Source organism: Brachybacterium vulturis (assembly GCF_043641765.1).
Lineage (GTDB): Bacteria > Actinomycetota > Actinomycetes > Actinomycetales > Dermabacteraceae > Brachybacterium > Brachybacterium vulturis_A.
Genome location: NZ_JBHZRO010000010.1, coordinates 96,052 through 117,121, shown reverse-complemented (window position 1 = coordinate 117,121; position 21,070 = coordinate 96,052). Strand labels below are relative to the sequence as shown.

18 protein-coding genes are annotated in these 21,070 nt (G+C 73.0%); 5 read left to right on the top strand and 13 right to left on the bottom strand.

Going from position 1 to position 21,070, the window contains the following annotated elements:
• Nucleotides 1-4: 4 nt before the first annotated feature.
• On the top strand, nucleotides 5-1,303 hold the full coding sequence (locus tag ACHUEU_RS09745) for a DUF58 domain-containing protein (RefSeq protein ID WP_394215808.1): 1,299 nt from the start codon (nucleotides 5-7) through the stop codon (nucleotides 1,301-1,303).
• A 68-nt stretch (nucleotides 1,304-1,371) separates the two neighbouring features.
• Here the strand turns inward: ACHUEU_RS09745 and ACHUEU_RS09740 are convergent, their stop codons facing one another.
• Together ACHUEU_RS09740 and ACHUEU_RS09735 are read right to left on the bottom strand one after the other, a co-directional pair.
• Complete coding sequence (locus ACHUEU_RS09740) at nucleotides 1,372-1,971, bottom strand: methyltransferase (RefSeq protein WP_394215806.1); 600 nt, start codon at nucleotides 1,969-1,971, stop codon at nucleotides 1,372-1,374.
• An 86-nt stretch (nucleotides 1,972-2,057) separates the two neighbouring features.
• Entirely contained in the window at nucleotides 2,058-3,053 is a 996-nt protein-coding gene (locus ACHUEU_RS09735) for a stage II sporulation protein M (RefSeq protein WP_394215804.1), read from the bottom strand.
• Nucleotides 3,054-3,169: 116 nt separating this feature from the next.
• On the opposite strand from ACHUEU_RS09735, the gene ACHUEU_RS09730 reads away from it, so the two are divergent.
• Entirely contained in the window at nucleotides 3,170-4,030 is an 861-nt protein-coding gene (locus ACHUEU_RS09730; protein WP_394215802.1) for an RDD family protein, read from the top strand.
• A gap of 13 nt (nucleotides 4,031-4,043) precedes the next feature.
• Here the strand turns inward: ACHUEU_RS09730 and ACHUEU_RS09725 are convergent, their stop codons facing one another.
• The gene (locus tag ACHUEU_RS09725) at nucleotides 4,044-5,708 is read right to left on the bottom strand and encodes a phosphomannomutase/phosphoglucomutase (protein WP_394215800.1); all 1,665 of its coding nucleotides are present in this window, start codon (nucleotides 5,706-5,708) and stop codon (nucleotides 4,044-4,046) included.
• Nucleotides 5,701-6,087 (bottom strand): DUF3499 domain-containing protein, encoded by a 387-nt coding sequence (locus tag ACHUEU_RS09720; RefSeq protein ID WP_394215798.1) that lies wholly within the window; start codon nucleotides 6,085-6,087, stop codon nucleotides 5,701-5,703. Before ACHUEU_RS09720 ends, ACHUEU_RS09725 begins: the two co-directional genes overlap by 8 nt.
• Nucleotides 6,088-6,207: 120 nt before the next feature.
• Here ACHUEU_RS09720 and ACHUEU_RS09715 point away from each other — a divergent pair, with 120 nt between their 5' ends.
• Complete coding sequence (locus tag ACHUEU_RS09715) at nucleotides 6,208-6,663, top strand: metallopeptidase family protein (protein WP_394215796.1); 456 nt, start codon at nucleotides 6,208-6,210, stop codon at nucleotides 6,661-6,663.
• A gap of 39 nt (nucleotides 6,664-6,702) precedes the next feature.
• Here ACHUEU_RS09715 and ACHUEU_RS09710 read toward each other — a convergent pair whose 3' ends face one another.
• The 3 genes from ACHUEU_RS09710 to ACHUEU_RS09700 are packed head-to-tail and all read right to left on the bottom strand — an operon-like array spanning nucleotide 6,703 to nucleotide 12,004.
• On the bottom strand, nucleotides 6,703-8,334 hold the full coding sequence (locus ACHUEU_RS09710; protein ID WP_394215794.1) for a DUF5719 family protein: 1,632 nt from the start codon (nucleotides 8,332-8,334) through the stop codon (nucleotides 6,703-6,705).
• Entirely contained in the window at nucleotides 8,327-11,692 is a 3,366-nt protein-coding gene (locus ACHUEU_RS09705) for a glycosyltransferase family 2 protein (protein ID WP_394215792.1), read from the bottom strand. The genes ACHUEU_RS09710 and ACHUEU_RS09705 overlap by 8 nt, the downstream gene beginning before the upstream one ends.
• A 12-nt stretch (nucleotides 11,693-11,704) precedes the next feature.
• Complete coding sequence (locus tag ACHUEU_RS09700; RefSeq protein WP_394215790.1) at nucleotides 11,705-12,004, bottom strand: WhiB family transcriptional regulator; 300 nt, start codon at nucleotides 12,002-12,004, stop codon at nucleotides 11,705-11,707.
• Nucleotides 12,005-12,231: 227 nt separating this feature from the next.
• On the opposite strand from ACHUEU_RS09700, the gene ACHUEU_RS09695 reads away from it, so the two are divergent.
• Nucleotides 12,232-13,266: a coenzyme F420-0:L-glutamate ligase gene (locus ACHUEU_RS09695; protein WP_394215788.1), complete on the top strand. Its 1,035-nt coding sequence runs from the start codon at nucleotides 12,232-12,234 to the stop codon at nucleotides 13,264-13,266.
• On the top strand, nucleotides 13,263-13,973 hold the full coding sequence (locus ACHUEU_RS09690) for a TIGR03089 family protein (RefSeq protein WP_394215786.1): 711 nt from the start codon (nucleotides 13,263-13,265) through the stop codon (nucleotides 13,971-13,973). The genes ACHUEU_RS09695 and ACHUEU_RS09690 overlap by 4 nt, the downstream gene beginning before the upstream one ends.
• A gap of 40 nt (nucleotides 13,974-14,013) precedes the next feature.
• Here ACHUEU_RS09690 and ACHUEU_RS09685 read toward each other — a convergent pair whose 3' ends face one another.
• The 6 genes from ACHUEU_RS09685 to ACHUEU_RS09660 all read right to left on the bottom strand — a co-directional run bounded on the left by ACHUEU_RS09685 (nucleotide 14,014) and on the right by ACHUEU_RS09660 (nucleotide 21,039).
• A complete protein-coding gene (locus ACHUEU_RS09685; protein WP_394215784.1) occupies nucleotides 14,014-14,784 on the bottom strand; it encodes an ABC transporter ATP-binding protein in 771 nt (256 codons plus the stop codon).
• 13 nt (nucleotides 14,785-14,797) lie between these two features.
• A complete protein-coding gene (locus ACHUEU_RS09680) occupies nucleotides 14,798-15,721 on the bottom strand; it encodes an ABC transporter permease (RefSeq protein WP_394215782.1) in 924 nt (307 codons plus the stop codon).
• A complete protein-coding gene (locus ACHUEU_RS09675; RefSeq protein ID WP_394215780.1) occupies nucleotides 15,718-17,823 on the bottom strand; it encodes a glycosyltransferase in 2,106 nt (701 codons plus the stop codon). The genes ACHUEU_RS09680 and ACHUEU_RS09675 overlap by 4 nt, the downstream gene beginning before the upstream one ends.
• A 55-nt stretch (nucleotides 17,824-17,878) precedes the next feature.
• Nucleotides 17,879-19,039, bottom strand: a complete 1,161-nt coding sequence (gene glf, locus ACHUEU_RS09670) for a UDP-galactopyranose mutase (RefSeq protein ID WP_394215778.1) — start codon at nucleotides 19,037-19,039, stop codon at nucleotides 17,879-17,881.
• A gap of 111 nt (nucleotides 19,040-19,150) precedes the next feature.
• Nucleotides 19,151-20,035: a glycosyltransferase gene (locus tag ACHUEU_RS09665; protein ID WP_394215776.1), complete on the bottom strand. Its 885-nt coding sequence runs from the start codon at nucleotides 20,033-20,035 to the stop codon at nucleotides 19,151-19,153.
• Complete coding sequence (locus ACHUEU_RS09660) at nucleotides 20,032-21,039, bottom strand: glycosyltransferase (protein WP_394215774.1); 1,008 nt, start codon at nucleotides 21,037-21,039, stop codon at nucleotides 20,032-20,034. The genes ACHUEU_RS09665 and ACHUEU_RS09660 overlap by 4 nt, the downstream gene beginning before the upstream one ends.
• Nucleotides 21,040-21,070 lie beyond the last annotated feature (31 nt).

Below are 21,070 nucleotides of genomic sequence, written 5' to 3'. Positions count from 1 at the left end.
GCCGATGAGGATCTCGCTGACCCCCCGCGCGGCCCTGGTCGCGCTGCTCGCGCTGCCCGTGATCGTGCTGTGGCCCACCTGGTGGGTGCTGGGGATCCTGGTGGCGCTGTGGATGCTGGTGATCCTCACCGATGCGCTGCTCGCTCCCGACCCGCGCCGTATCCAGATGCGTCGGGAGGCACCGACCCAGGTGCGGCTGGGCAACACCGTCACCGGCCGCCTGCTGCTGACCAATTCCACCGCCCGCGCCGCCTCGCTCGAGGTGCGCGACGCCTGGAACCCGACCGCCGGGCTGGAAGCACAGCGGGCCGCCCTCCGGCTGCCCGCCCGGGAGCGACGCGCCATCGCCCAGGTCTTCACCCCGACCCGCCGCGGCGAGCACCGGTCGCGGATCCTGCTGATCGCCTCGCGCGGACCGCTCGGACTGGCGCGGCGCACCGCGCCGGCCACCGCCCCGGGCCGGCTGCTGGCCCTGCACCCCTTCGGGTCCCGTCGCCATCTGCCCTCGCGGGTGCAGCGACTGCGGGAGATCGAAGGGCTGGCCGCCGTCCACCAGCGCGGCCAGGGCACCGAGTTCGATTCCCTGCGCGACTTCGTCGACGGCGACGACGTGCGGTCGATCGATTGGCGTGCCACCGCCCGCCGCCGCAGCGTGGTGGTGCGCACCTGGCGCCCCGAACGGGACCGGCACGTGCTGATCGTGGTGGACACCTCCCGCAGCTCGGCCGGGCGGCTGGGCGAGGCGACCCGGCTGGATACGGCGTTCGACGCGGCGCTGCTGCTGACGGCTCTGGCCGGTCAGGCCGGGGACCGGGTCGATCTGATCTGTGTGGACCGCATCCCTCACCTCTCGGTGGTCGGCTCGACCCGCACCACGGTGCTGAACGACATGGTCACCGCCACCGCGGCGGTGGACCCGGCGCTGGTCGAGACCGATTGGGAGCTCGCCGCGCGGACGATCGGCGAGCGCGCCCGTCGCGGCGCCCTGGTGGTGCTGATCACCCCGGTCGACTCCACCGTGGTCCACGGCGGACTGCTGCCGGTGGCGGCACGGCTGGCCAAGGACCATCCGCTGGTGGTCGCGTCCATCGCGGACCCCGCTCTCGAGGAGCTCGCCGCCGGGCGCGGTGACCTGCAGTCGGTGTACCGGGCGGCGGCCGCCGAGCAGGCGCGCGGAGAACGGTCCGGGATCTCCCGCGCCCTGGAGCGGGTCGGTGCCCATGTGGTCGACGCCCCTCCCGACCGTGCCCCGCAGGCGCTGGCCGACTCCTACCTCGCCCTCAAGGCCGCCGGGAGGCTCTGACCGCGCCGCAGCCCGGTGACACCTCCCCGCGACAGCCCCCGCCCTGCCTCGTCCCGGTCACCACAGCATCAGGGGCGCCGGGCGAGGATCCGAAAGGTGTGCCAGTGCTTCGGGCCGCTGAAGGAGCGGCCGTCGTGCTGCTCCTCGGCCAGCTCGATCACCTCGAAGCCCGCGAGCAGTCTCTCGACCTCCGCGCGCGTGAGGTAGGTGCCCTCGGTCGTCGCCCAGTCGTCGTGCACTCCGAAGAGGTCCACGGCCAGGATCCCTCCCGGCCGCAACGCCGCCACCGCAGCGCTCCACAGCCCGTCGAAGGCGTCCCTCCGCAGGAAGGGCAGGGCGGCGCAGGCCAGGACCAGATCGGCGCCGGGAAGGTCCTCGATCTCCGCGAGGTCGATGATCTCCGGGTGCACCGGCAGTTCCGCGGCGAGCATCCCCAGTGCCGGAGCGACGCTCGGATCCACGTCGAAGACATGGACTTCGTACCCGCTCTCGGCGAGGAAGCGGGCCTCGATGCCGCGCCCGCACCCCAGGTCGATCGCAGTGCGTCGCGAGACCTCGCCGGCCCGGCCCGCGGCGTCGACCGCGGCAATGGCCAGCGGCCGCACGGACCGCTCCGCCTGCGCGGCGTTGTATCCGGAGAAGTCACGCTCGGCGCTGCTGTGCTGCATGGCACCGAGCCTACGGGGACGTGGTGCCGGGGCACGGGTGCGGGTCCGCTGTCGCGGCCGTCCTGCCGAATCGGTGCGCGCCGGTCTCAGCCGGCGGTGGCGACGCGCGCCCCGATCAGCTCCTCGGAGAGGTCGCCGGTGACGCCGGCGCGGTGGACCTGACGGCCGCGGCCCAGCATGAACACCAGGAACGCGAGCCATGCGGCGGTGCCGATCGCGATCCGCACCGCCGGCGGCAGGGAGCTGGGCGTCACGAAAGCCTCGATGAACCCGGAGAGCAACAGCACGGGCACGAGCCCGATCGCAACCGTGACCAGGGCTCGGGCCGCCGCGGACAGCGCCCACAGGCGGGGCGGCGGGCCGGGTCGCACCCAGGCCCAGAAGGTGCGCAGGCCCGCACCCGCGCCCACCAGCACCACGGTGATCTCGAGCAGACCGTGCGGGAGGATGAAGACGAAGAACGTCCCGAGGCCGTCGTGGGCACCCATCACCCCGGCGGACAGACCGACGTTCAGCCCGTTCTGCACCAGCATCACCACCGGCCAGAACCCGGTGACGCCGAAGACCACCGCCTGCACCGTGATCCAGGCGTTGTTGGTCCACACCTGGGCGGCGAAGCCCGAGGCCTCACCCTGGAAGTAGTAGCTGACGAAGTCGCGCTGGACCAGCATACGCTGCTGCGCCTCGGGGATCACCAGCTCCCGCGCGGTCGTATCCAGTCCGAAGTACAGCCCGCTCGCCACGGCGGAGAGCAGGAAGATGCCGGCCGCGAGCACCACCGCCCAGCGTGCCTGGTACAGCGCCGCGGGCAGGTCCTCCCAGAAGAAGGTGCGGGCGTGCTTCCACAGCGGGGTCCGGGCGCCGGTGATCCGCAGCCGAGCCCGGTGCACGAGCAGCGAGAGCCGGGAGACCAGCGCCGGATCCGGGTTGGTGGAGCGGACGGTGGACAGGTGGGTGGAGGTCTCCTGGTAGAGGGAGAGCAGCTCGTCGACGCCGGCCGCGTCGAGGGTGCGGCTGCGGGTCAGGTCCCGGAGGCGGTCCCACTGCGGTCGGTGCACGGCGATGAAGGCGTCGGTGTCCACGTCCTCAGCGTAGGGTCCGCCGCGGTCCCGGACCGCCGACGAAAGTCGCACCCGGCGGCGTCGGAAGCCGACGCTCGACGCTGACGGGAGGGCCGCCGCGGTGCCAGGATGGGGTCATGGCACCCCCGAGCACCACCGCGGCGGCCCCCGCGGCCTCCTCCCCCGGCGCTCGTGACGCGCTGATCACCGGGGACGCGGTGATGCTGGACCTGCGTGCCGCCTCCTTCGCCGTCCGCATGCTCTCCGCCCTGATCGACGGCGTGCTCCAGCTGGTGCTGCTGGTCGGGGGCACGATCGGGATGGTGTGGGCCGCCGCCCGGGCGGAGCTGGACGACGGCTTGATCGCCGCGGGGATCCTGACCATGTCGGTTCTCGCCTACGTCGGCTATCCGGTGCTGTGCGAGCTGCTGCTGCGCGGCCGGTCGGTGGGGCGGTGGGTGATGGGCACCCGGGTGGTGCGGGACGACGGCGGCCCGGTGCACGTGCGCCAGAGCCTGATCCGTGCGGTGATGGCGATGTTCGAGATCTGGTCGACCTCCGGCGCCGTGGCACTGACCTGCGCCGTGATCGATCGCCGGTCCCGCCGGATCGGCGACCTCCTGGCCGGGACCATGGTGATCCAGGAGCGCATGCGCGACCTGACCCCCCAGCGGGTCGAGGTCCCGGCCTCGCTGCGCGACTGGGTGCTGGACGCGGACGTCGGCCGCCTGCCGCTCACCCTGCTGCAGGACATCCGCTCCTTCCTGCCCCGTGCCGCGACCGTCAACGCCGAGTCCCGGCGCCAGCTGTCCCGTGACCTGCTGCGCCGCACCCTGCCGCACGTGGCCCCGGCTCCCCCGCCCGGCACCGATCCCGAGGAGTTCCTCGCCGCGGTGATCGCCGAGCGGTCACGACGGGACGAGGTGCGGCTGCGCCGCGAGCAGGAGCGGCAGCGGGAGCTGTCCGCCGAGGTCCGCGCGGTGCGGTTCACCGGCTGAGCCCGGCGGCGGCTCACTCCGCGGCCGGGACCTCCTGGCGGCCTGCGATGAGCACCGGGATGCCGCCCTCGACCGGGTGGACGCGGGCGCAGTGCACGCACTGCAGCGCCTGCTCGACGTCCCGCAGCTCGTCGCCGCAGTCCGGGCAGCGCAGGATCGATCGCACCCATCCGGGGACATCCGCGCCGCTGGCGCCGGCAGGCAGCTCGCGGACGGGGGTCGCGGCGGTCGCCGGCACCTCGGCGTGAGCGATCGCGAGGATCTCGTCGCGGATCCGGATCATCGTCGCCTCCTGCTCCGCCTCGACGTTCAGGCGCAGCAGCGGCTCGGTGTGCGAGGAGCGCAGGGAGAACCACCAGCGATCCGGGGCCGGGAGGTCCTCGCCCCAGTGCCGGGCGGTGAGTCCGTCCAGATCGTCGGTCTGCACGCCGGGCCACGCGCCGACGTGCGTGCGCACCCGTTCACGCGCGGCCCGGGCATCCGCCACCGTCAGGTTGAGCTCACCGCTGGCGACGTACGGGGAATGGGCCGCGACCAGCGCGGACACCGTGCCGTCGGACCCGGTGAGCGCGGCCAGCACGTGCAGTGCCGCGAGCATGCCGGAATCGGCGAAGAAGAAGTCGCGGAAGTAGAAGTGCGCGGAATGCTCCCCGCCGAACACGGCATCGTGCTCGGCCATGATCGCCTTGATGACGGCATGGCCGACGGGCGTGCGCACGTGCTCGCCGCCGGCCTCGTGGACGGTCTCGGCGACGTGGCGGGAGGAGACCAGGTTCGCGACCACCACCGGGCGCTCCTGGCCGGCGGCCCGGGCGCGCGCGATCTCCCGCTGGGCGATCAGGGCGGTGATCGCCGACGGCGGCACCGGCGTCCCGTGCTCGTCCAGGACCACGCACCGGTCGGCATCGCCGTCGAAGGCGATCCCGATGTCAGCCCCCTCCCGCACCACGGCCGCCTGCAGGTCCCGGAGGTTCTCCGGACGCAGCGGATCGGCCGGGTGGTGCGGGAAGCTGCCGTCGAGCGCGAAATGGAGGTCGATGAGGTCGACCTGTGCGAGCGCGCCGAGGACGGCGGGCGCGGTGTGCCCGGCCATGCCGTTGCCCGCGTCGACGACCACGCGCACCCTGCGCTGCGCGGGCAGCGATACCAGGGCGTGCAGCGCGGCGGCGTAGTCCGCCAGGGTGTCGATCCCCTCGGCCCGGCCCTCCCCGCTGGTCGGGATCTCGCCGGCGTCGAGATAGGCCTCGGCGGCGCGGCGGATCTCCTCGAGTCCGGAGTCACGGCCCACCGGGCGCGCTCCCGGCAGGCACAGCTTGAAGCCGTTGTCCCCGGGCGGATTGTGGGAGGCGGTGACCATGACGCCGGCGGCCTGGTGCTGGCCCGAGGCGCAGTAGAGCTGATCGGTCGAGGACAGGCCGGCATCGGCGACGATCGCGCCGCGGCGCACCGCCCCCTCGATCACGGCCCGGGACAGCTCCGGGGAGCTCAGGCGCATGTCATGGGCGACGATCAGCGCAGGGGCGTCCAACTGATCGGTGAAGGCCGCGCCGAAGGCTCGCGCGATCTCGGCCGTGAGCGTCTCCCCGGCTCGCCCGCGCACATCGTTGGCCAGGACGATGCCGGAGAGGTCGTGGCGTCCGCGCCCGGGCGCGGACTGCGACGGGCGCGGCTCAGTCATGGGGGCTCCTGAGGACGTGGAGGTGGCGGGCGGAGGTCTTCTCCTCCTGTGCAGGGGGCCGGGGATCGCCGGAGGACCGCGGGGTCCGGGACGGTGCGGACCGCGGGGCCGTCGCCTGCTCCGGCGCCGGGTGCCGGGTCACCGCATCGGCGATCGCGACCAGGTCGTCGCTGGCCTCGGCGCCCCCGGCGACGCGCAGCAGCTCCCAGCCGCGGGGCGCGGTCATCCGGGAGGCGTGCTCCCGGCAGAGGTCGTAGGCGTGCGGCTCGCTGAGGCGCGACAGGGGACCCAGCACCGCGGTGGAGTCCTCGTACACGAAGGTCAGCGAGCTGACAGCGGGCCTGGAGCAGGCGGTCCGGGAGCATTCTCGAGCAGGCACGCCCTGCAGTCTACGCAGCTGGCGCGGGAGCCGTCCGACGGGGCGCCCGGCGATCCCGGCCGGGAACGCCCGGATCGCGGTCCGGATCGCTGGAGGGGCAGGGGCCGATAGAGTGCGTCCATGGATGTCCAGCCGCTGCACCCCGGTGCACCCGGCCCCCGTCCGGGCCCCCGCCGCCGAGATCGTCGCGGACGGGGACGACGATTCGATCTGATCCCGCCCCATCTGCCCGGCTACCGCAGCCGCCGGGAGCGATTCGACGAGCTGGTGGCCGATGCCGGTGCCGCGCTCGCCGAACGGTTCCCCCGCCGTCTCGCGCATCTGCAGGTGCTGGTCGAGGAGGTGCCGTCGGCCGATCCTGCCCCCTGGGAGGAGCCGACGGTGCTGCTGGGGCGTGTGATCCCGCCCTCCCGGGAGCATCCCGCGCGGGTGATCGTCTTCCGGCGGCCGCTGCAGACCCGCTGCGAGGGCGAGGACGAGCTGGAAGCGCTGGTGCGACAGGTGCTGTCCGAGCAGATCGGATCGCTGCTCGGCATCGCCCCCGAGGACGTGGACCCCGAGGCGTGGTCGGTCTGACGGTCTGCCGCCCACCCGCCCTGCCGAACCGGTCACGGGTCAGTGGGACAACCGCACCGTGACGGGGTCCTGACCGCCGCGCGCCGGCAGCACGGGGAGGGAGGAGAGCAGCACGGCATCGGTGCCGTCGCTCTCTCGCTGGGACCAGCTCGCGTGCACGGCGCCGGGCACCTCGGGCACGACGGTGACCCCGGCAGCGCGCTCCTCGCCGATCTGCAGCTGCTCGGAGGTCAGCGAGACCGTCGCGTCCGCGGAGACGTCGAGGCTCAGCGGCTCGCCGGCGGAGCCGTCGGCCGCCATCGGGATCACGGTCACCGCGGAGTCCCGGGAACCGATCAGCGTCAGCTGCCCGGCCGAGGCCTGCGTGGGCAGACTGCTCAGGGCGTGGGAGCCGATCGCCGGCGCCGGGGAGACCAGGGCGAAGTCGACGGGTGCGCCGATGGTGTCCCCGGGCAGGTCCGCGCCGGTGAGCTCGCTGCGGGTGACGGCGGTGACCGGGGACTCGGACCGGGCGATCACGGCGTAGGTGCCGTCCGCCAGACCCTCCAGCGAAGTGCTCACCACCGTGCCGGCGGGCAGGTCGATCGTCTCCGGCGCTGCCGCCTCGACCGGCCCCTGCGGGCCGATCACCTCGACGGACGCCGTGGTGGCGCTGCCCTGGGGGTTCGCGAGCACCAGGGTGGGCGCGGTGTCGGCGACCTCCACCCCGGGCATCATCAGCTCGGTCCCGGCGGCGGGCAGCGGGGCGAGGATCTCGGCGCCGCCCGGGGTGAGGCCGTCCCGCTCGGTGCTCTGGACGTGCATGGACAGGGGAGCCCCGAGCACGGAGACGCCCACCCCGACCGCGGCCTGTCCCGGGGCCACGGACTCCAGCAGGATCCTCTGCTCCTGGCCGGGGGCGACGACCACCTGGCTGCGGCCCTCCATCGCGGCGGGGCCGTCCTGGGTCCACAGCTGCACCGAGGCGGTGGCCGCGCGCTCGGTCGGATTGCGCAGCACCAGCACGGCGCTGTCGCCCTCCTCGGTGGAGACTCCGAGGAAGGAGGCCTCGGTGACCGGCTCCCCGCAGCGGGTCAGCGCGAGGGAGCGGTAGTCTCCGGAGCCGGTCAGCGTGCTCTGGACGGTGTCGGCGACCGGGCGGCCGCCGTCGGAGGTCGCGGAGGTCACGTGCGGGGCATCCTGCACGCCCGTCACGCCCAGGACGGAGGCCCCCAGATCCTGGGAGGCGGGCTCATCGCCGAGCACGGTGCCGTCTGCCGCCTCCGCCACGATGGAGGGGGCGCGGACGGAGCCGTCGTCCTCCTGCAGGGTCCGCGAGGCGCTGACGCGGCCGAACAGCAGCGAGGACGCGGGTTCCACGGACACCGTGCGCAGCGAGACCGCAGGGTTGGGCGGGGTGAGGGCGAGGTCCTCGTCCGGTCCCGCGTCCAGCAGCTCTTCGGGCAGCTCCAGCGGGCCCTGGCACCAGCGGGTGCTCGCCCCCGGCTGCGACTGCGCGACGGCATGCTCCACGGTCTGCGGTGCCGGTGGCGGGGTGACGGCCACGGCGCCGACGGCGAGCGCGAGCGGTATCAGCGCGGCCAGGGCGAGCAGCGGTCGGCTCCCGCCACGGCGCGCCGACGGTTCCGCGAGAGGGTCGCGGGGCTCCTCGGGGGCGGTGCTCTCAGCCATACATCTCCTCCACCGAGCGTGAACGGACCCGCCACGGGATCGAGATCAGGGCGGTCAGGGCGACGACGGCGTAGAGGAGCAGCTGCCAGAGCAGCCGCAGCGGCTGCTCCCGGTGCACGTCCACCTCGCCCTCCGCTCCGGGCGGCAGCGCGAATCCCTGTGCCCAGCCGTCGACCTCGACGGGTTCCAGCTCGACCTCGTCGAGCGTCGCCCGCCACCGGGTGTCGAAGCGCTCGGCGAGGACCACGGTGCGTGCCGCCTCGTCGGCGGGGACCGCGCCCTCCGCGTCGATGGCCCCGCTGTCCAGAGGGGTCGGGGCCTCGCCGCCGCGGACGACCGCCCGGGGAGCGGCGCCGATGACGCGCCACATGCCGCCGCGGGACCCCTCGGTGACCTTCTCCAGCTCGGTGGAGCTGTCGAGGGTCCCCATCAGCTCCGCCTGCTCGTCGAGGTCGCCGCGCACCACCACGTAGGAGACGGCGAGCTGCGAGAGGGTCGCCCGTTCTCCGTCGTCCCCGCCCGCAGCCGCGGTGGAGAGCGCTCCCGCCACCGCCTCCCGCAGCGCCGCGGAGGCGGGATCGGCGTCCACCGGCCCGCCCGCGGTGACGGTGTCCACGTCCCGGGCGTCGGTGATCACCGCGTGCTGGATCACGGAGTCGCCGCCGTGGACGACCAGCCGCGCCTCGACCGAGCCGTCCGGCAGCTGGGCGAGCAGCAGCACCCGGGAGCGGGCGTCGGTGAGGCCCTGGTCCGCGGCGGCTGCGGGGACCGCGCCGCTCTCGGCCCGGTCCACCCGGAGCTGACCGGGCAGCAGCAGCGTCCAGCCGGTCACCGAGACCAGGCAGGCCGCGGCGACCAGGGTGCCGAGGGCGGCGGTGAGGATCCGGCGGAGACGCCGGTCGTGCTCCTCGCGTCGGGCGAGGGCGTCGAAGGTCGCGGCGGCCCCGACGGCCAGTGCCAGCAGGATGACGCTGAGCAGGGTGTGCGGCGACGGGGTGACGAGACGGCCGTCGCTCACGGCCACCCAGGTGCTGCGGGACACGAGCACGGCCAGCACGCCGAGAGCGGCCAGCAGCAGGCTGAAGCGACCCGCCCGCCCCGCAGCAGCGGGAAGCAGCGGGGCGATCAGCGCGGCGAGGACCACGGGCGCGACGGGCAGCAGCGGCAGGAGCATGGCGGCGGTCGCCCCCACCAGTGGAGTGAGCACCTCCTGCACGCCGGGGGCGACCGGCCACAGGGTGAGCAGGTCCGTGGTCGTCGCGGTGGCCGTCGTGGCGGGCACCCCGGCGACGGCGAGCACCGTCTCGGGGTGCCCGATGTAGGTCGGCAGGTACGGTCCGTGCAGGGCCAGGGAGGGAAGCAGCACCCAGAGCAGTCGGCGCCGGCGGCCCGGCACCGCCACGGCGATCAGCACCAGCGCCGCCGCTGTGAGCACGACCAGGACCGGCTGCACTGCACCGATCACCAGCAGCACCAGCCCGGCGGCCGCCGCCGCGGACACGCTGGCCTGGGAGACCTTGTGGGGCAGGCCGATCGCCCGACCGATCGCGAGCGCGAGCAGCGGGAGCAGCAGGTGGACCAGCAGCAGCGGCCAGGCGCCGCTGGTGAGAGCGGCCAGCACGGACGGCGCGAGCGCCCAGACGCTCGCGATCACCAGGCGCGGCCCCACCGCGCGGGTCAGCGCTCCGGAGGCCCACCAGGCCAGCAGTGCGCTGGCGGGCACGGCGGCGAACAGCAGGCTCTCGACGAGCAGGTTCCCACCGAGGGGCAGATGGCCGAGCAGCCGGACCAGGGCATCCGCAGGACCGCGCTCCCCCAGACCGCCGGGGATCCAGCTCGACCATGCCGCGTCCCAGAGGTCCCTGCGGCTCTCGGGGATCGGGAGCAGTCCGGGGCCGACGAGGTCCCCGCGGCCGAAGAGCCCGCGCAGGGTGAACAGGCCGACCACGGTCGCGGCCAGTGCCACGGCCACCGTCCAGACGATGTGGCGCCCGTAGTCGGCGTCGTCGAGGCCGTGGCGCGTCCCGGCGATCCCCCAGGTGGTACGGCGGATCTGCCGTCGCCGGTCGTCATCGGCGACGAGGCGGGTCCAGGTGTCCTCGACCCCGCGCCGCATCCCCTCCCCGCGCGGCAGATAGAGCGGGGCGAGGCGTCCGCGCGGCACCCGCGCACGGTGACGTTCGCGCAGGCCCCGGGACAGCACCCGTCGTGCCCGGGGCAGCACCGCCGCCGCGGCGCGCAGCTCCATCAGGGCGGTGCGGGGGGCGGAGGCGGCGGCCGCAGCGGCCATCCGCAGCGCGGTCGCCAGCGGGAGGAGCAGCAGGGACAGCAGGGCGTGCGGGAGGGAACGCTGCTTGAGCAGCGAGAGGTGCTGCCCTGTGCGCTGCTCCTGGAGGCGTTCGAGCAGAGGCCTGGAGGGGTACGGGTGCAGGACCCGGGCGGCGGACTGCACCGCCACCCGCTCCCCGGCGCGCCAGATGCGACGGCACAGGTCGATCTCGGCCCAGGGGGCGGGCAGGTCCGGGTCGAGGCCGCCGACCTCCCGCAGCGTCTGCTCTCGCACCAGCATTCCCGGCAGCGGGACCGCGAGCACGTCGTGGCGCCAGTCCGACTGTCCCTGGTCGATCTCGCCGGGCTCGACCCCGGTGATGATCCGTCCCCCGTGGGTGAGGGTGAGGCCGACGTCCACGAGCGCATCGGCGCCCTGGACGCTGAGCTGCTCCGCGCCCTCGGGATCTCCCGGAGCGGTGTGCCGCACCCGCTTGGTGCCCACCGCGGCGGTGTTCGGGGACACCTCGACGATCTCCAGCTGGTGCGCGAGGGCGTCGGGCGCCGGCGGGGCGCCGTCCACCACGAACCAGAGCCAGGACTCACCGGCGGTGCCGTCGGTCGTGCCGACCCGGCGGCCCGAGCGGTAGCGCTGCCGGCGCAGGCGCAGGGGCACCTTGGCGAGGTCCTCCGCCTGCTGGGTCCGTTCCCGTTCGACGGCGACGCTGTCGACCTCGCGCGCACGGCGTCCACCGGCGCTCGGCGCTGCGGCCGCTTCGCGCGCCTCGGTGTCCGACGTCGACGACGGGGCGGGGGTGTCCTCCGGGTCCTCGAGGGTCTCGAGGATCTCCCGGACCGCCCCGGCCCGGCTCACGGCGGCGGAGATCGGCAGGACCCGGTGCACGCTCCCGGCGGCGCGGTCCGCCTCGATCCCCTCGCGCACGTCCTCGGGGAGGTCGGAGGGGGCGACGACCATGACCCGGTCCGGCCGACGGGTCTGCGCCGTCAGCGCCGCGCGGAGCGCTTCATGGGTCGACGCCGTGGTCGTCCCGTCCAACAGGACGACCGCAGTGATGTGACGGTCGCTCACCGGGGAAGGATGTCAGACCACCCGGCGCTTGAGCTTGCGGCGCTCGCGCTCGGAGAGGCCGCCCCAGATCCCGAAGCGCTCGTCGTTCTCGAGGGCGTACTCCAGGCACTCGGCGCGCACCTCGCAGGAGACGCACACCTTCTTGGCCTCGCGGGTGGAGCCGCCCTTCTCGGGGAAGAACGCCTCCGGATCGGTCTGCGCGCACAGCGCGCGCTCCTGCCAGGTCAGCTCGGCGTCGTCGGAGTCCTGCCCGGTGACGTCGAGCAGGGACAGCTCTGCACGCGCATCATCGTCGACACGGTTCTCGTCCATCGCCACCGCTCCTTCCACTCCTGCATTGACCACCGATGCGTTGACCACCGAAGGCTCGTCGGGCCTAAAGTACACCGGTGTAGTTATGGTCCGTCAAGCGGCGTCGGCGCGTCGCCTTGCATCTCACCTTCGAGCCCACGCCCCGGGAGGCCCTCGTGCCCACTGCTCCGCCCCCTTCGCAGGTCGCCCCATCCTCCCCCGCACACCCCCCGCGGGACGAGCTCCAGGTGCTGCCCGTCACCGGTCTGGGCGAGACCCGCGAGGGGGACGACCTGGCCGCCCAGCTGGGCGCGGCGCTGCGGCCCCTCGCGCCGCAGGACGGCGATGTGCTGTGCCTGTCGACGAAGGTCGTCTCCAAGGCCCTCGGCCTGCGCATCGCCCCTGCACAGCGCGAGCAGGCCATCGCGGACGCCGCGGTGCGCACGGTCGCCCGCCGCCTGCACACCCAGGTGGTGACCTCGGTGGTGCAGATCCCCTCGGGCCCGGTGATGGCGGCCGCCGGCGTGGACTCCTCCAACGCCCCGGACGGGCCGCTGCTGCTGCCCGAGGATCCCGACGCCTGCGCGCAGGAGCTGCGTGCGGCCCTGGTCACCGCGCTCGGCGTGGATCTCGGAGTGCTGCTGACCGACACCTCCTCCCGGATCTGGCGGGTCGGGGTGGGAGATATCGCCCTCGGGGCGGCCGGGGTCGCCGCGCTGCAGGATCTGCGCGGCGGCGCGGATGCGGACGGCCGCCCCCTGACCGTCACGGTCCGGAACCTCGCCGACGAGCTGGCGGCCGCCGCGGACCTGGTCAAGGGCAAGGCCAGCGGGGTGCCCGCCGCGCTGGTGCGGGGAGTGCCCGGCGCCACGGCGCAGGACGTCCCGGCCCGTGACCTCTCACGGACGGGGGAGGACGACTGGTTCCGGCGCCCCAGCCTCGAGTCGGTGTGGGTCGCGCTCGGGCTGGCCCCCGCACAAGAGCCGATCGCCCGCATGTCCCCCGAACCGGCGGCGGAGCGGATCGAACGGGCGCTGGCGGTCGCTGCTGTGCCCCGTCGGGGTCAGGAGCCGTCGACCGCGTCCGTGCGAGCGCTCCGCCCGGACGGGTCGGCTCCGCATATCGTGGTGGAGGCCGCCGATGCCTCCGGGGCCGCACTGATCCACGCCGCGACCCTCGCCGAGCGGGTCCGCACCGCACTGGGGGCGGAGTCCCTCGGCACCCCGCTGCCGGAGATCACGGTCGAGATCTCCGTCCCCGACCACCTCCAGGAGCCCTCATGAGCACTTCCGCCGCCCCCTCACCGCAGACCGCTGCGCAGCTCCTGCGCGCCCTCGAGCAGACGGGCGCGCGCCCCGCGCTGGCCTGGTACGGAGAGGCCGCACGGATCGAGCTGTCCGGTCACGTGCTGGCGAACTGGATGATCAAGTCGATCGGGCACCTGCACGACGAGATCGACCTCGCCCCCGGGGACGAGGTGGTGCTCGACCTCCCGCCGCACTGGAAGCGGCTGGCACTGGCGCTGGCGTCCTGGGCGCTCGGCGCCGCGGTGACGGTGCTCGAGCGCGAGGCGGAGCCCTCCGGCGAGGTCCCGCCCGCTCCCGAGCAGCCGCGGGTGGTGGTCACGGACCGGCCGGATTCATCGCTGGCCGACTCCGCGGACGAGGTGCTCGCCCTCGACGCCGTCTCGCTGGCGCCCCGCTTCAGCGCGGAGCTGCCCCCGCTGGCCCACGACTGGCTGGCCGAGGTGCGCGGCAGCTCCGACCGGCTCGGCGTCGCCCTGCCGGCGTGGAGCGGCCCCGCCCCGCGGCCCGACGCCCCCGCATCGAGCGACCCCGCCGCTCCCCCTCGCCTGCTGGTGGACGGGGACGGGCTCCGCGCGCTCCCCCCGGTGCTGGCAGCGCTGATCGCCGGCGGCGGGATCGTCGGTCCCTCCGCCATGGTCACCGAGCGCCAGGCGCAGGAGGAGGCCGTCACCGCGCGCGGCTGAGCACGGCGCGCACGAGCCGCGGTGTCGGCGCCGTCGGGCCTCAGCCGGCGCGCAGGGTCGCGACGGCCTCGGTGGGGTCGCCGTCGAAGATCGCCCGACCCTTGCGCAGGACCACGATCCGGGTGCACAGCTTCTCGAGCATCTCCAGCTCGTGGGAGACCACGATCATGGTGCGCCCGGCCTGCTGGAGCTCCCGGATGCGCTCGAGGCACTTGCGCTGGAACGGCTCGTCGCCGACGGAGAGGATCTCGTCGACCAGGAAGATGTCCGGTTCGGTGTGCACGGCCACGGCGAAGGCCAGGCGCAGGAACATGCCTGAGCTGTAGTACTTCACGTCGGTGTCGATGAACTCCTCGATCTCGCTGAAGGCGACGATCTCGTCGAACCTCGCATCGATCTGCTCCCGGGTCATGCCGAGGATGGCCCCGTTGAGGTAGACGTTCTCGCGCCCGGAGAGGTCGGGGTGGAAGCCGGCACCCACCTCGATCAGCCCCGCGACGCGGCCGCGCAGCAGCACCCGTCCCCGGTCCGGATAGAGCACTCCGGAGACGGTCTTCAGCAGCGTCGACTTCCCCGAGCCGTTGAAGCCGATCAGTCCCACGGTCTCCCCCGCGTTCACGGTGAGGTGCACGTCCTCCAGCGCCAGGAAGCTGTCCGCGAGCTGCTTGCGCTGCAGCGCCGAGAACACCAGCTCCTTGAGCGAGTGATCGTGGCGCAGCGAGAACTGCTTGGTGACGTGCTCGATGCGGACCATCTCGCGGTCGGTGGGGACCGCGGCGGTCTCCGGGACGGATTCGATGTTCGGGCTCATGGCACGGCTCCTCTCACAGCTCCTGGGCGAAGCGTCGCTTGGAGCGCTCGAACAGGACGGTGCCGAGCAGGAAGGTGAGCCCGGCGATCAGCAGCCCGGCCCACCACAGGCCGAAGGGCTCGCCCGGGCCCGCGAGCGAGGGATCCGCGGCGACGCCCTGGACCACCGGCGGGGTATAGCGCCAGAACGCGACATGGAACAGCTCCACCACGATGGTCAGCGGGTTCAGCTGGTACAGCCACCACCAGATCGTCCCACCGATCACCTCCTCGACCATCGAGATCCGGTACAGCACCGGCGAGAGCCAGGTGGCGACCATGACGATGAGGTCCACGAAGTTCTCGACGTCGCGGAAGGCCGCATTCAGCGCCGCGGTGACCATGCCCAGCCCCATCGTGAACATCACCAGGATCACCAGGCCCATCCCGAAGGCGAGCGCCGAGGTCGCCGAGGGCAGCCAGCCGAACAGCAGCGCCCCCACCAGCAGCACCAGCAGCTGAGGCAGGAAGTGCACCAGCGCCACGATCATGCTCGCCCAGGGGAACAGCTCGCTGGGCAGGTAGATCTTGGAGACCAGCGCCTGGTTGCCGGTGATCGAGCGGGTGGCGTTGCCGAACACCTCGCCGAAGAGGTTCACCACCACGATGCCGCTGAACAGGTACACCGCGTAGGCAGGGGTGTCCCGGTTCAGCTGCAGGAACACGCCGAGGGCGATGTAGAAGACGAGGAACTGCACGGCCGGCTTCACATAGCTCCACAGCATGCCCAGGGCGCTGCCGCGATAGCGCACCCTCAGCTCCTTGCGCACCAGCAGACGCAGCAGGAAGCGTTCCCGGAGCGGATTCAGCCAGCCCGCATCCTGACCGGGGGCGCGCCAGCCCTCGGCCTGCTCCGCACGGCTGGGCAGCCGCGCCGAGGCTCCGCCGCCGTCGCTCACGCCGCGCTGCCTCCGCCGTCGGACGTCGGGGAGGCCTCCTGCTGCGGGGCCCGATCCGGTGCCGGGTTCTCGGCAAAGGTCTGCTCCCAGGCGTCGAAGGAGGTGATGCGCGCCGAGGCATCCCGGTAGCGCTCGCGCAGCGCGTTCCAGCCGCGGTGCAGCGCCACATGGGCCGAGAGCGCCTCGGCGAGCATCTCGCGCACCTGTCGCGGGTCACGCTTGTACCAGGAGACCTGGGTGCCCTCCGCGTTGGAGACCAGAGCACTGTCATAGGCGGACAGCCGCCACCACTTCGCGTCCAGGTGCGGGATCGCCGCCTGCGGGTTCTCCGCGGCCTGGGGTGCGGTGGGCTTCAGCAGCTGCTTGGCGAGGACCTTCACCGTCCATGCCGGGAGCATCAGGCGGCGCGGCTGGGTGAACGGGCGACCCTTCCGCGGCGGCTTGTCGATCTGGACCGGCGGGTACAGGTCCTGGTCCTTCCTGGAGACCGCGTCGTCGAACCCTGCGGCCATCGCCCGGATCTCGGGCAGCTTGGTGCCGATCGCGGGGTGCAGGGCGTCGGGACCCTCGAGCACATCCTTCTGGGCCAGCAACCGGCCCGCCTCGGTGAAGTACTGCATGGAGATCAGGTGCTTGACGTCCATGAACTGCGATTCCCTGACCACCCGGCCGCCGCGGGCGTACGGGGAATGCAGCAGAGCGGTGATGATCCGGTTGCGCTCGTGGAAATAGGCCTGCCAGCCCACCAGGTCGTCCTTGTCCACCCAGCTCATGTGCCACACGCCGGCGCCGGGCAGGGAGACCGTGGGGTAGCCGGCCTGCTTCGCCCGCAGGCCGTACTCGGCGTCATCCCACTTGATGAACACCGGCAGGCTCAGCCCGATGGCGCGCACCGTCTCCGTGGGGATCAGGCAGCTCCACCAGCCGTTGTAGTCGACATCCGCGCGGCGGTGCAGCCACGGGGTCGAGCGCAGCGGCTCGGCGGCGAAGTCGTGCCCCGTCCTCCCCTCCGGGACGGCGACCGCCGGTTGGATGCGCCACGGATCGACGACCTCGCCGAAGGTGTGCAGCACCGAGCGGTTGTTGAGGTCGAACATGTGGGCGCCGACGAGGGTCGGACGGCTCGCGAAGTCCGCGAAGGTCACCATCCGGATCAGGGACTCCGGCTCGATCACGATGTCGTCGTCGCAGTTGATGACGTAGGTGGAGGTGCCTGCGGTGGCGGCCTCGTACATGCCGCGGGAGAACCCGCCGGAGCCGCCGATGTTGCCCTGCTCGATGATCTGCAGCTGCGCATCGAGGGCCTTCTGCAGCGGGGCGAGCTCCTCGGCATGGTCGTGCAGGCGGTCCGCGCCCTGGTCGACGACGTACATGACGTCCAGGAGAGCACGCAGGTCCGGGTCCTCGGCGACGGTGCGGATGTTCTCCAGGCAGTACTCGACCTTGTTCATCGTGGTCATCGAGATGGAGAAGCTGCCCTCGGTGCGGGCGAGGTCGGCATCGGCGGTCCATTCGGCGCCGAGGACCGTGAGGTCCTCGTCGCCGGCATAGGCATCGAACCAGTACCACCCGCCGTCCCCGAACGCGGTCAGCGGGAGGTCGAAGACCTCCTCGGCCACGCCGGAGACGTTCCGGGACTCCTGTCGCTGCAGGGAGCCGCGGGCGGTGGAGCGCATCACGACCAGGTGACCGGCCCCGGAGGTGCGGACCGTCAGGCGCACGGCGCGCACCGGGGTCCAGCGGCGCCAGTAGCTCGCCGGGAAGGCGTTGAAGTAGGTGCCGAAGGAGCGCATGCTCCGCGCAGGGACGCCCACCGAGTGCCGCTCGTTGAGCTCGCTGACGTCGACCTGGGCCTGGGCCTGGGCGGAACGCTCAACGGCCCGTCCCTCCGGTTCGACCCGGCGGGCGGGCTCGGAACCGCCGCCGAGGCCGAGCGCGCTGCCGGTGGCGCCCGAGCGGGCATCGGCGGCCTCGATGTACAGCGGGACGACGTCCGGGGAGGACTCGTGGGGAAGGATCAGGCGCTGCAGCAGCCGCTGCGGAGCGCCCTCGGCCGGAGCCGCGGACTCACGGGGGGTCGCAGTGGCAGGGGTGGCGTTCATGAGGCTCCTCGTCGGCGATCAGCGGATGTCCCGCGGGCAGGGCGGGGCGCTCGGGTCACGCGCGCAGCAGATCGGGCAGCTTGTTGTCGGCCATGGTCAGGGCGGAGCCGATGGCCATGTGCATGTCCAGGTACTGATAGGTGCCGAGCCTGCCCCCGAACAGGGTGCGCGGCTCGGCGTCGGCCAGCTTCCGGTAGGCCAGCACCCGTTCGCGGTCGCGGCCGGAGTTGATCGGGTAGTACGGCTCGTCCCCGGGTTCGGCGAAGCGGGAGTACTCGCGCTGGATGACGGTGCGGTCGGCGGGGTAGTGAGTGCGCTCGGGGTGGAAGTGGCGGGGTTCGATGATGCGCGTGTACGGGATCTCGGCGTCGGCGTAGTTCATCACCGAGGTGCCCTGGAAGTCGCCGACCTCATGATGCTCGGTCTCCAGATCGATGGTGCGCCAGCCCAGCTCCCCGAGCTGGAAGTCGAAATAGCGGTCCATCGGTCCGGTGTAGACGACAGGGATGTTCCCCCGGACGGCGTGCTTGTTCAGCGGCTGCGAGGTGTCGAAGTAGTCGGTCTCCAGCTGCACGTCGATGTTCGGATGATCCGCCATCCGCTCGAGCCAGGCGGTGTAGCCGTCCTTCGGCAGTCCCTCGTAGGTGTCGTTGAAGTACCGGTTGTTGTACGTGTAGCGCACCGGCAGCCGCGAGATGATCGAGGCGGGCAGGTCCTTGGGATCGGTCTGCCACTGCTTGCCGGTGTAGTTCTTGATGAACGCCTCGTACAGCGGGCGGCCGATCAGCGAGATGCCCTTGTCGTTGAGGTTCTCGGGATCCTTGCCGGCGAACTCCCCGGCCTGCTCCGCGATCAGGGCGCGGGCCTGATCGGGGGTGTGCGCCGAGCGGAAGAACTGGTTGACGGTGCCGAGGTTGATCGGCATCGGGAACACCTCGCCCTGATGGGTCGTGAACACCTTGTGCTGGTAGCCGGTGAACTCGGTGAAGCGGTTCACGTACTCCCATACCCGGACGTTCGAGGTGTGGAAGAGATGCGCACCGTACTTGTGGACCTCGATGCCCGTCTGTTCATCGGCCTCGGAGTAGGCGTTGCCGCCCACGTGCGGCCGACGGTCGATGATGGTCACCTTCGCGCCGTGCTCGGCGACCGCGCGCTCGGCGATGGTCAGACCGAACAGGCCGGAGCCGACGATCAGGAGATCAGGAGTCGACACGAATGATCCTTTCGAAGCATGCGGACGGTCCACCGGGGACCTGGTCACAGTAACCGAACGGGAGGGACGCCCGGGCCGACGGACACGAGGCACGAGATGATGTGTCCGCCCTCATGCCGTCGCCGGGCCGGTCTCGCTGCGCTCCACGAAGCGGCGGTAGCCGAGCCGGCGGGCCCAGCCGGGGACGAAGCGATAGGTCGCGCGCAGCACGATGTTGCGCAGGAAGCCCCCGGGAGTGACGACCCGGTCCAGCAGCATCCGGCGCTGCAGCCGGACGTCGCTGGCGAACAGGCGCCACCCGCCGCGCCGGGCGAACAGCTCCTCGTCGACGCGGTAGTCCACCAGCACCTGAGGCAGATTCCCCATCCGGGCACCGCCGAGCATCATCCGCTCCCACAGCCAGTAGTCCTCGAGCAGCGCGAGATCCCGGTAGCCGCCCACCGCGAGCGCCACCGAGCGCCGCAGCACCACCGTGGGGTGATGGAAGGGGCTGTGGTGGGGCAGGTACCGCACGATCTGCTCGTGCTGCAGCGGCCGGGTGCGCAGGGGCCCCGTGCCGGGCGGCACCTGGTCGCTGAACTCCCGCATCGAGGAGCCCAGCAGGTCCAGGCCCTCCTCGTCCATCCGCGGGATCTGCAGCGCGAATCGCTCGGGGCGGCAGATGTCGTCCGCATCGGCCCGTGCCACGAGGTCGTGCGGGCTGGACTCGAGGCCGTCCTGGAGCGCGGCGGCGACGCCGCGATGGTCGTCGTGGCGCAGCACCAGCGCGGGACCGAACTCTGCCTGCTCGACCCTGTCGACCACCGCCTCGAGCACCGCCGGCAGCGGGCCGTCCACGGTGAGGATCAGCAGATCGGGACGGTGCTGCTGCTCCAGCGTGGCGGTGCGCAGCGCGAGCTCGAGGCGGTCGGGCAGGTCGCGCCGCCACAGCGGCATGAGCACGGTGAACGCAGGCAGCCGCGCCGCCGTCGTGGGCGAGGGGTCCGCGGAGGTCACCGTCCGGCCACCCGTTCGATCGCCCGGACGTCTGCGGCGGCCTCGCCGTCGGCGGCGAGGACGACGTCCGAGGGTCGCGGCCCGCGCCGCAGGGCCGCGAGCAGCCCGCGCAGACCGACGGAGACCAGGCCACCGCGATGCCGCAGCAGCAGCCGCAGCCAGCCGAGCCCCGTCGCGCCGCCGTGCACGAGCTTCTCGGCCGGGCTGAAGGAGGAGGTGCGCAGCAGGGCCCAGAGCCGGTTGCGCACGTCGTAGAAGAAGCGGGCCCCGGGCCCGGACTGGGCGTTGCCGAAGGCGACCGTGCGATGCTCGACGATCGACGCCGGCACCTGGAGTCCGCGCCCCTCGCGCAGCAGGCGACCGGTGTGCTCGAAGTCGTCCGACCAGATGAAGTAGTCCGCGTACGGCAGTCCCAGCCGGCGCACGTCCTGACCGTTCAGCAGCGCCGAGACGTAGCTGGCGGTGCGGATCGGTCGTCCCCCGGCCTGCGCGGCGTCGCGCTTCTCCTGGGAGCTCGCGCCCAGCCGTGTGCGCTGGGTGTTCATCGGGTGATCGCGGCCGTCGGTCCACACCGCCCGGGAGCTGAGCACGCTGAGCCGCACGGGAGAGGCTTCCAGGGCGCGCAGCAGCGCGCACAGCGCCCCCGGCCGCGGGACGGTGTCGTCGTCCATCACCCACACCCAGTCGGCGTCGTGGCGCACCAGGGCACGGGCGATGCCGGCCGCGAACCCGCCCGCCCCGCCGACGTTGCGCCGCAGATGGACGACGTCCGCCGCCAGGGGGTGCGCGTCCGCGACGGCGCCGCTGGCATCGGTGGAGGAGTTGTCGATCACCACCACCGCATCCGGTCGTCGCTCCTGTGCGGCGAGCCCGTCGAGGCACTGCTGCAGCAGCTCCTCACGGTTGTAGGTCACGACCACGGCCACCACGCGCTGCGCGAGCGCATCGGGGTGGGCGTCACCTCGGTCCGGCGTCCGATCGCCGGTGGGTGCGGAATGAGTCACTGCGCCTCCTGCTGCTGATCCGTGCCGCACG

Bases quoted from the DNA above. Each gene is read 5' to 3' on its own strand.
- ACHUEU_RS09675 (WP_394215780.1), bottom strand. From the start codon at position 17,823: ATGAACGCCACCCCTGCCACTGCGACCCCCCGTGAGTCCGCGGCTCCG.
- ACHUEU_RS09710 (WP_394215794.1), bottom strand. From the start codon at position 8,334: ATGGCTGAGAGCACCGCCCCCGAGGAGCCCCGCGACCCTCTCGCGGAA.
- ACHUEU_RS09740 (WP_394215806.1), bottom strand. From the start codon at position 1,971: ATGCAGCACAGCAGCGCCGAGCGTGACTTCTCCGGATACAACGCCGCG.
- ACHUEU_RS09715 (WP_394215796.1), top strand. From the start codon at position 6,208: ATGGATGTCCAGCCGCTGCACCCCGGTGCACCCGGCCCCCGTCCGGGC.
- ACHUEU_RS09745 (WP_394215808.1), top strand. From the start codon at position 5: ATGAGGATCTCGCTGACCCCCCGCGCGGCCCTGGTCGCGCTGCTCGCG.
- ACHUEU_RS09730 (WP_394215802.1), top strand. From the start codon at position 3,170: ATGGCACCCCCGAGCACCACCGCGGCGGCCCCCGCGGCCTCCTCCCCC.
- ACHUEU_RS09685 (WP_394215784.1), bottom strand. From the start codon at position 14,784: ATGAGCCCGAACATCGAATCCGTCCCGGAGACCGCCGCGGTCCCCACC.
- ACHUEU_RS09700 (WP_394215790.1), bottom strand. From the start codon at position 12,004: ATGGACGAGAACCGTGTCGACGATGATGCGCGTGCAGAGCTGTCCCTG.
- ACHUEU_RS09725 (WP_394215800.1), bottom strand. From the start codon at position 5,708: ATGACTGAGCCGCGCCCGTCGCAGTCCGCGCCCGGGCGCGGACGCCAC.
- ACHUEU_RS09690 (WP_394215786.1), top strand. From the start codon at position 13,263: ATGAGCACTTCCGCCGCCCCCTCACCGCAGACCGCTGCGCAGCTCCTG.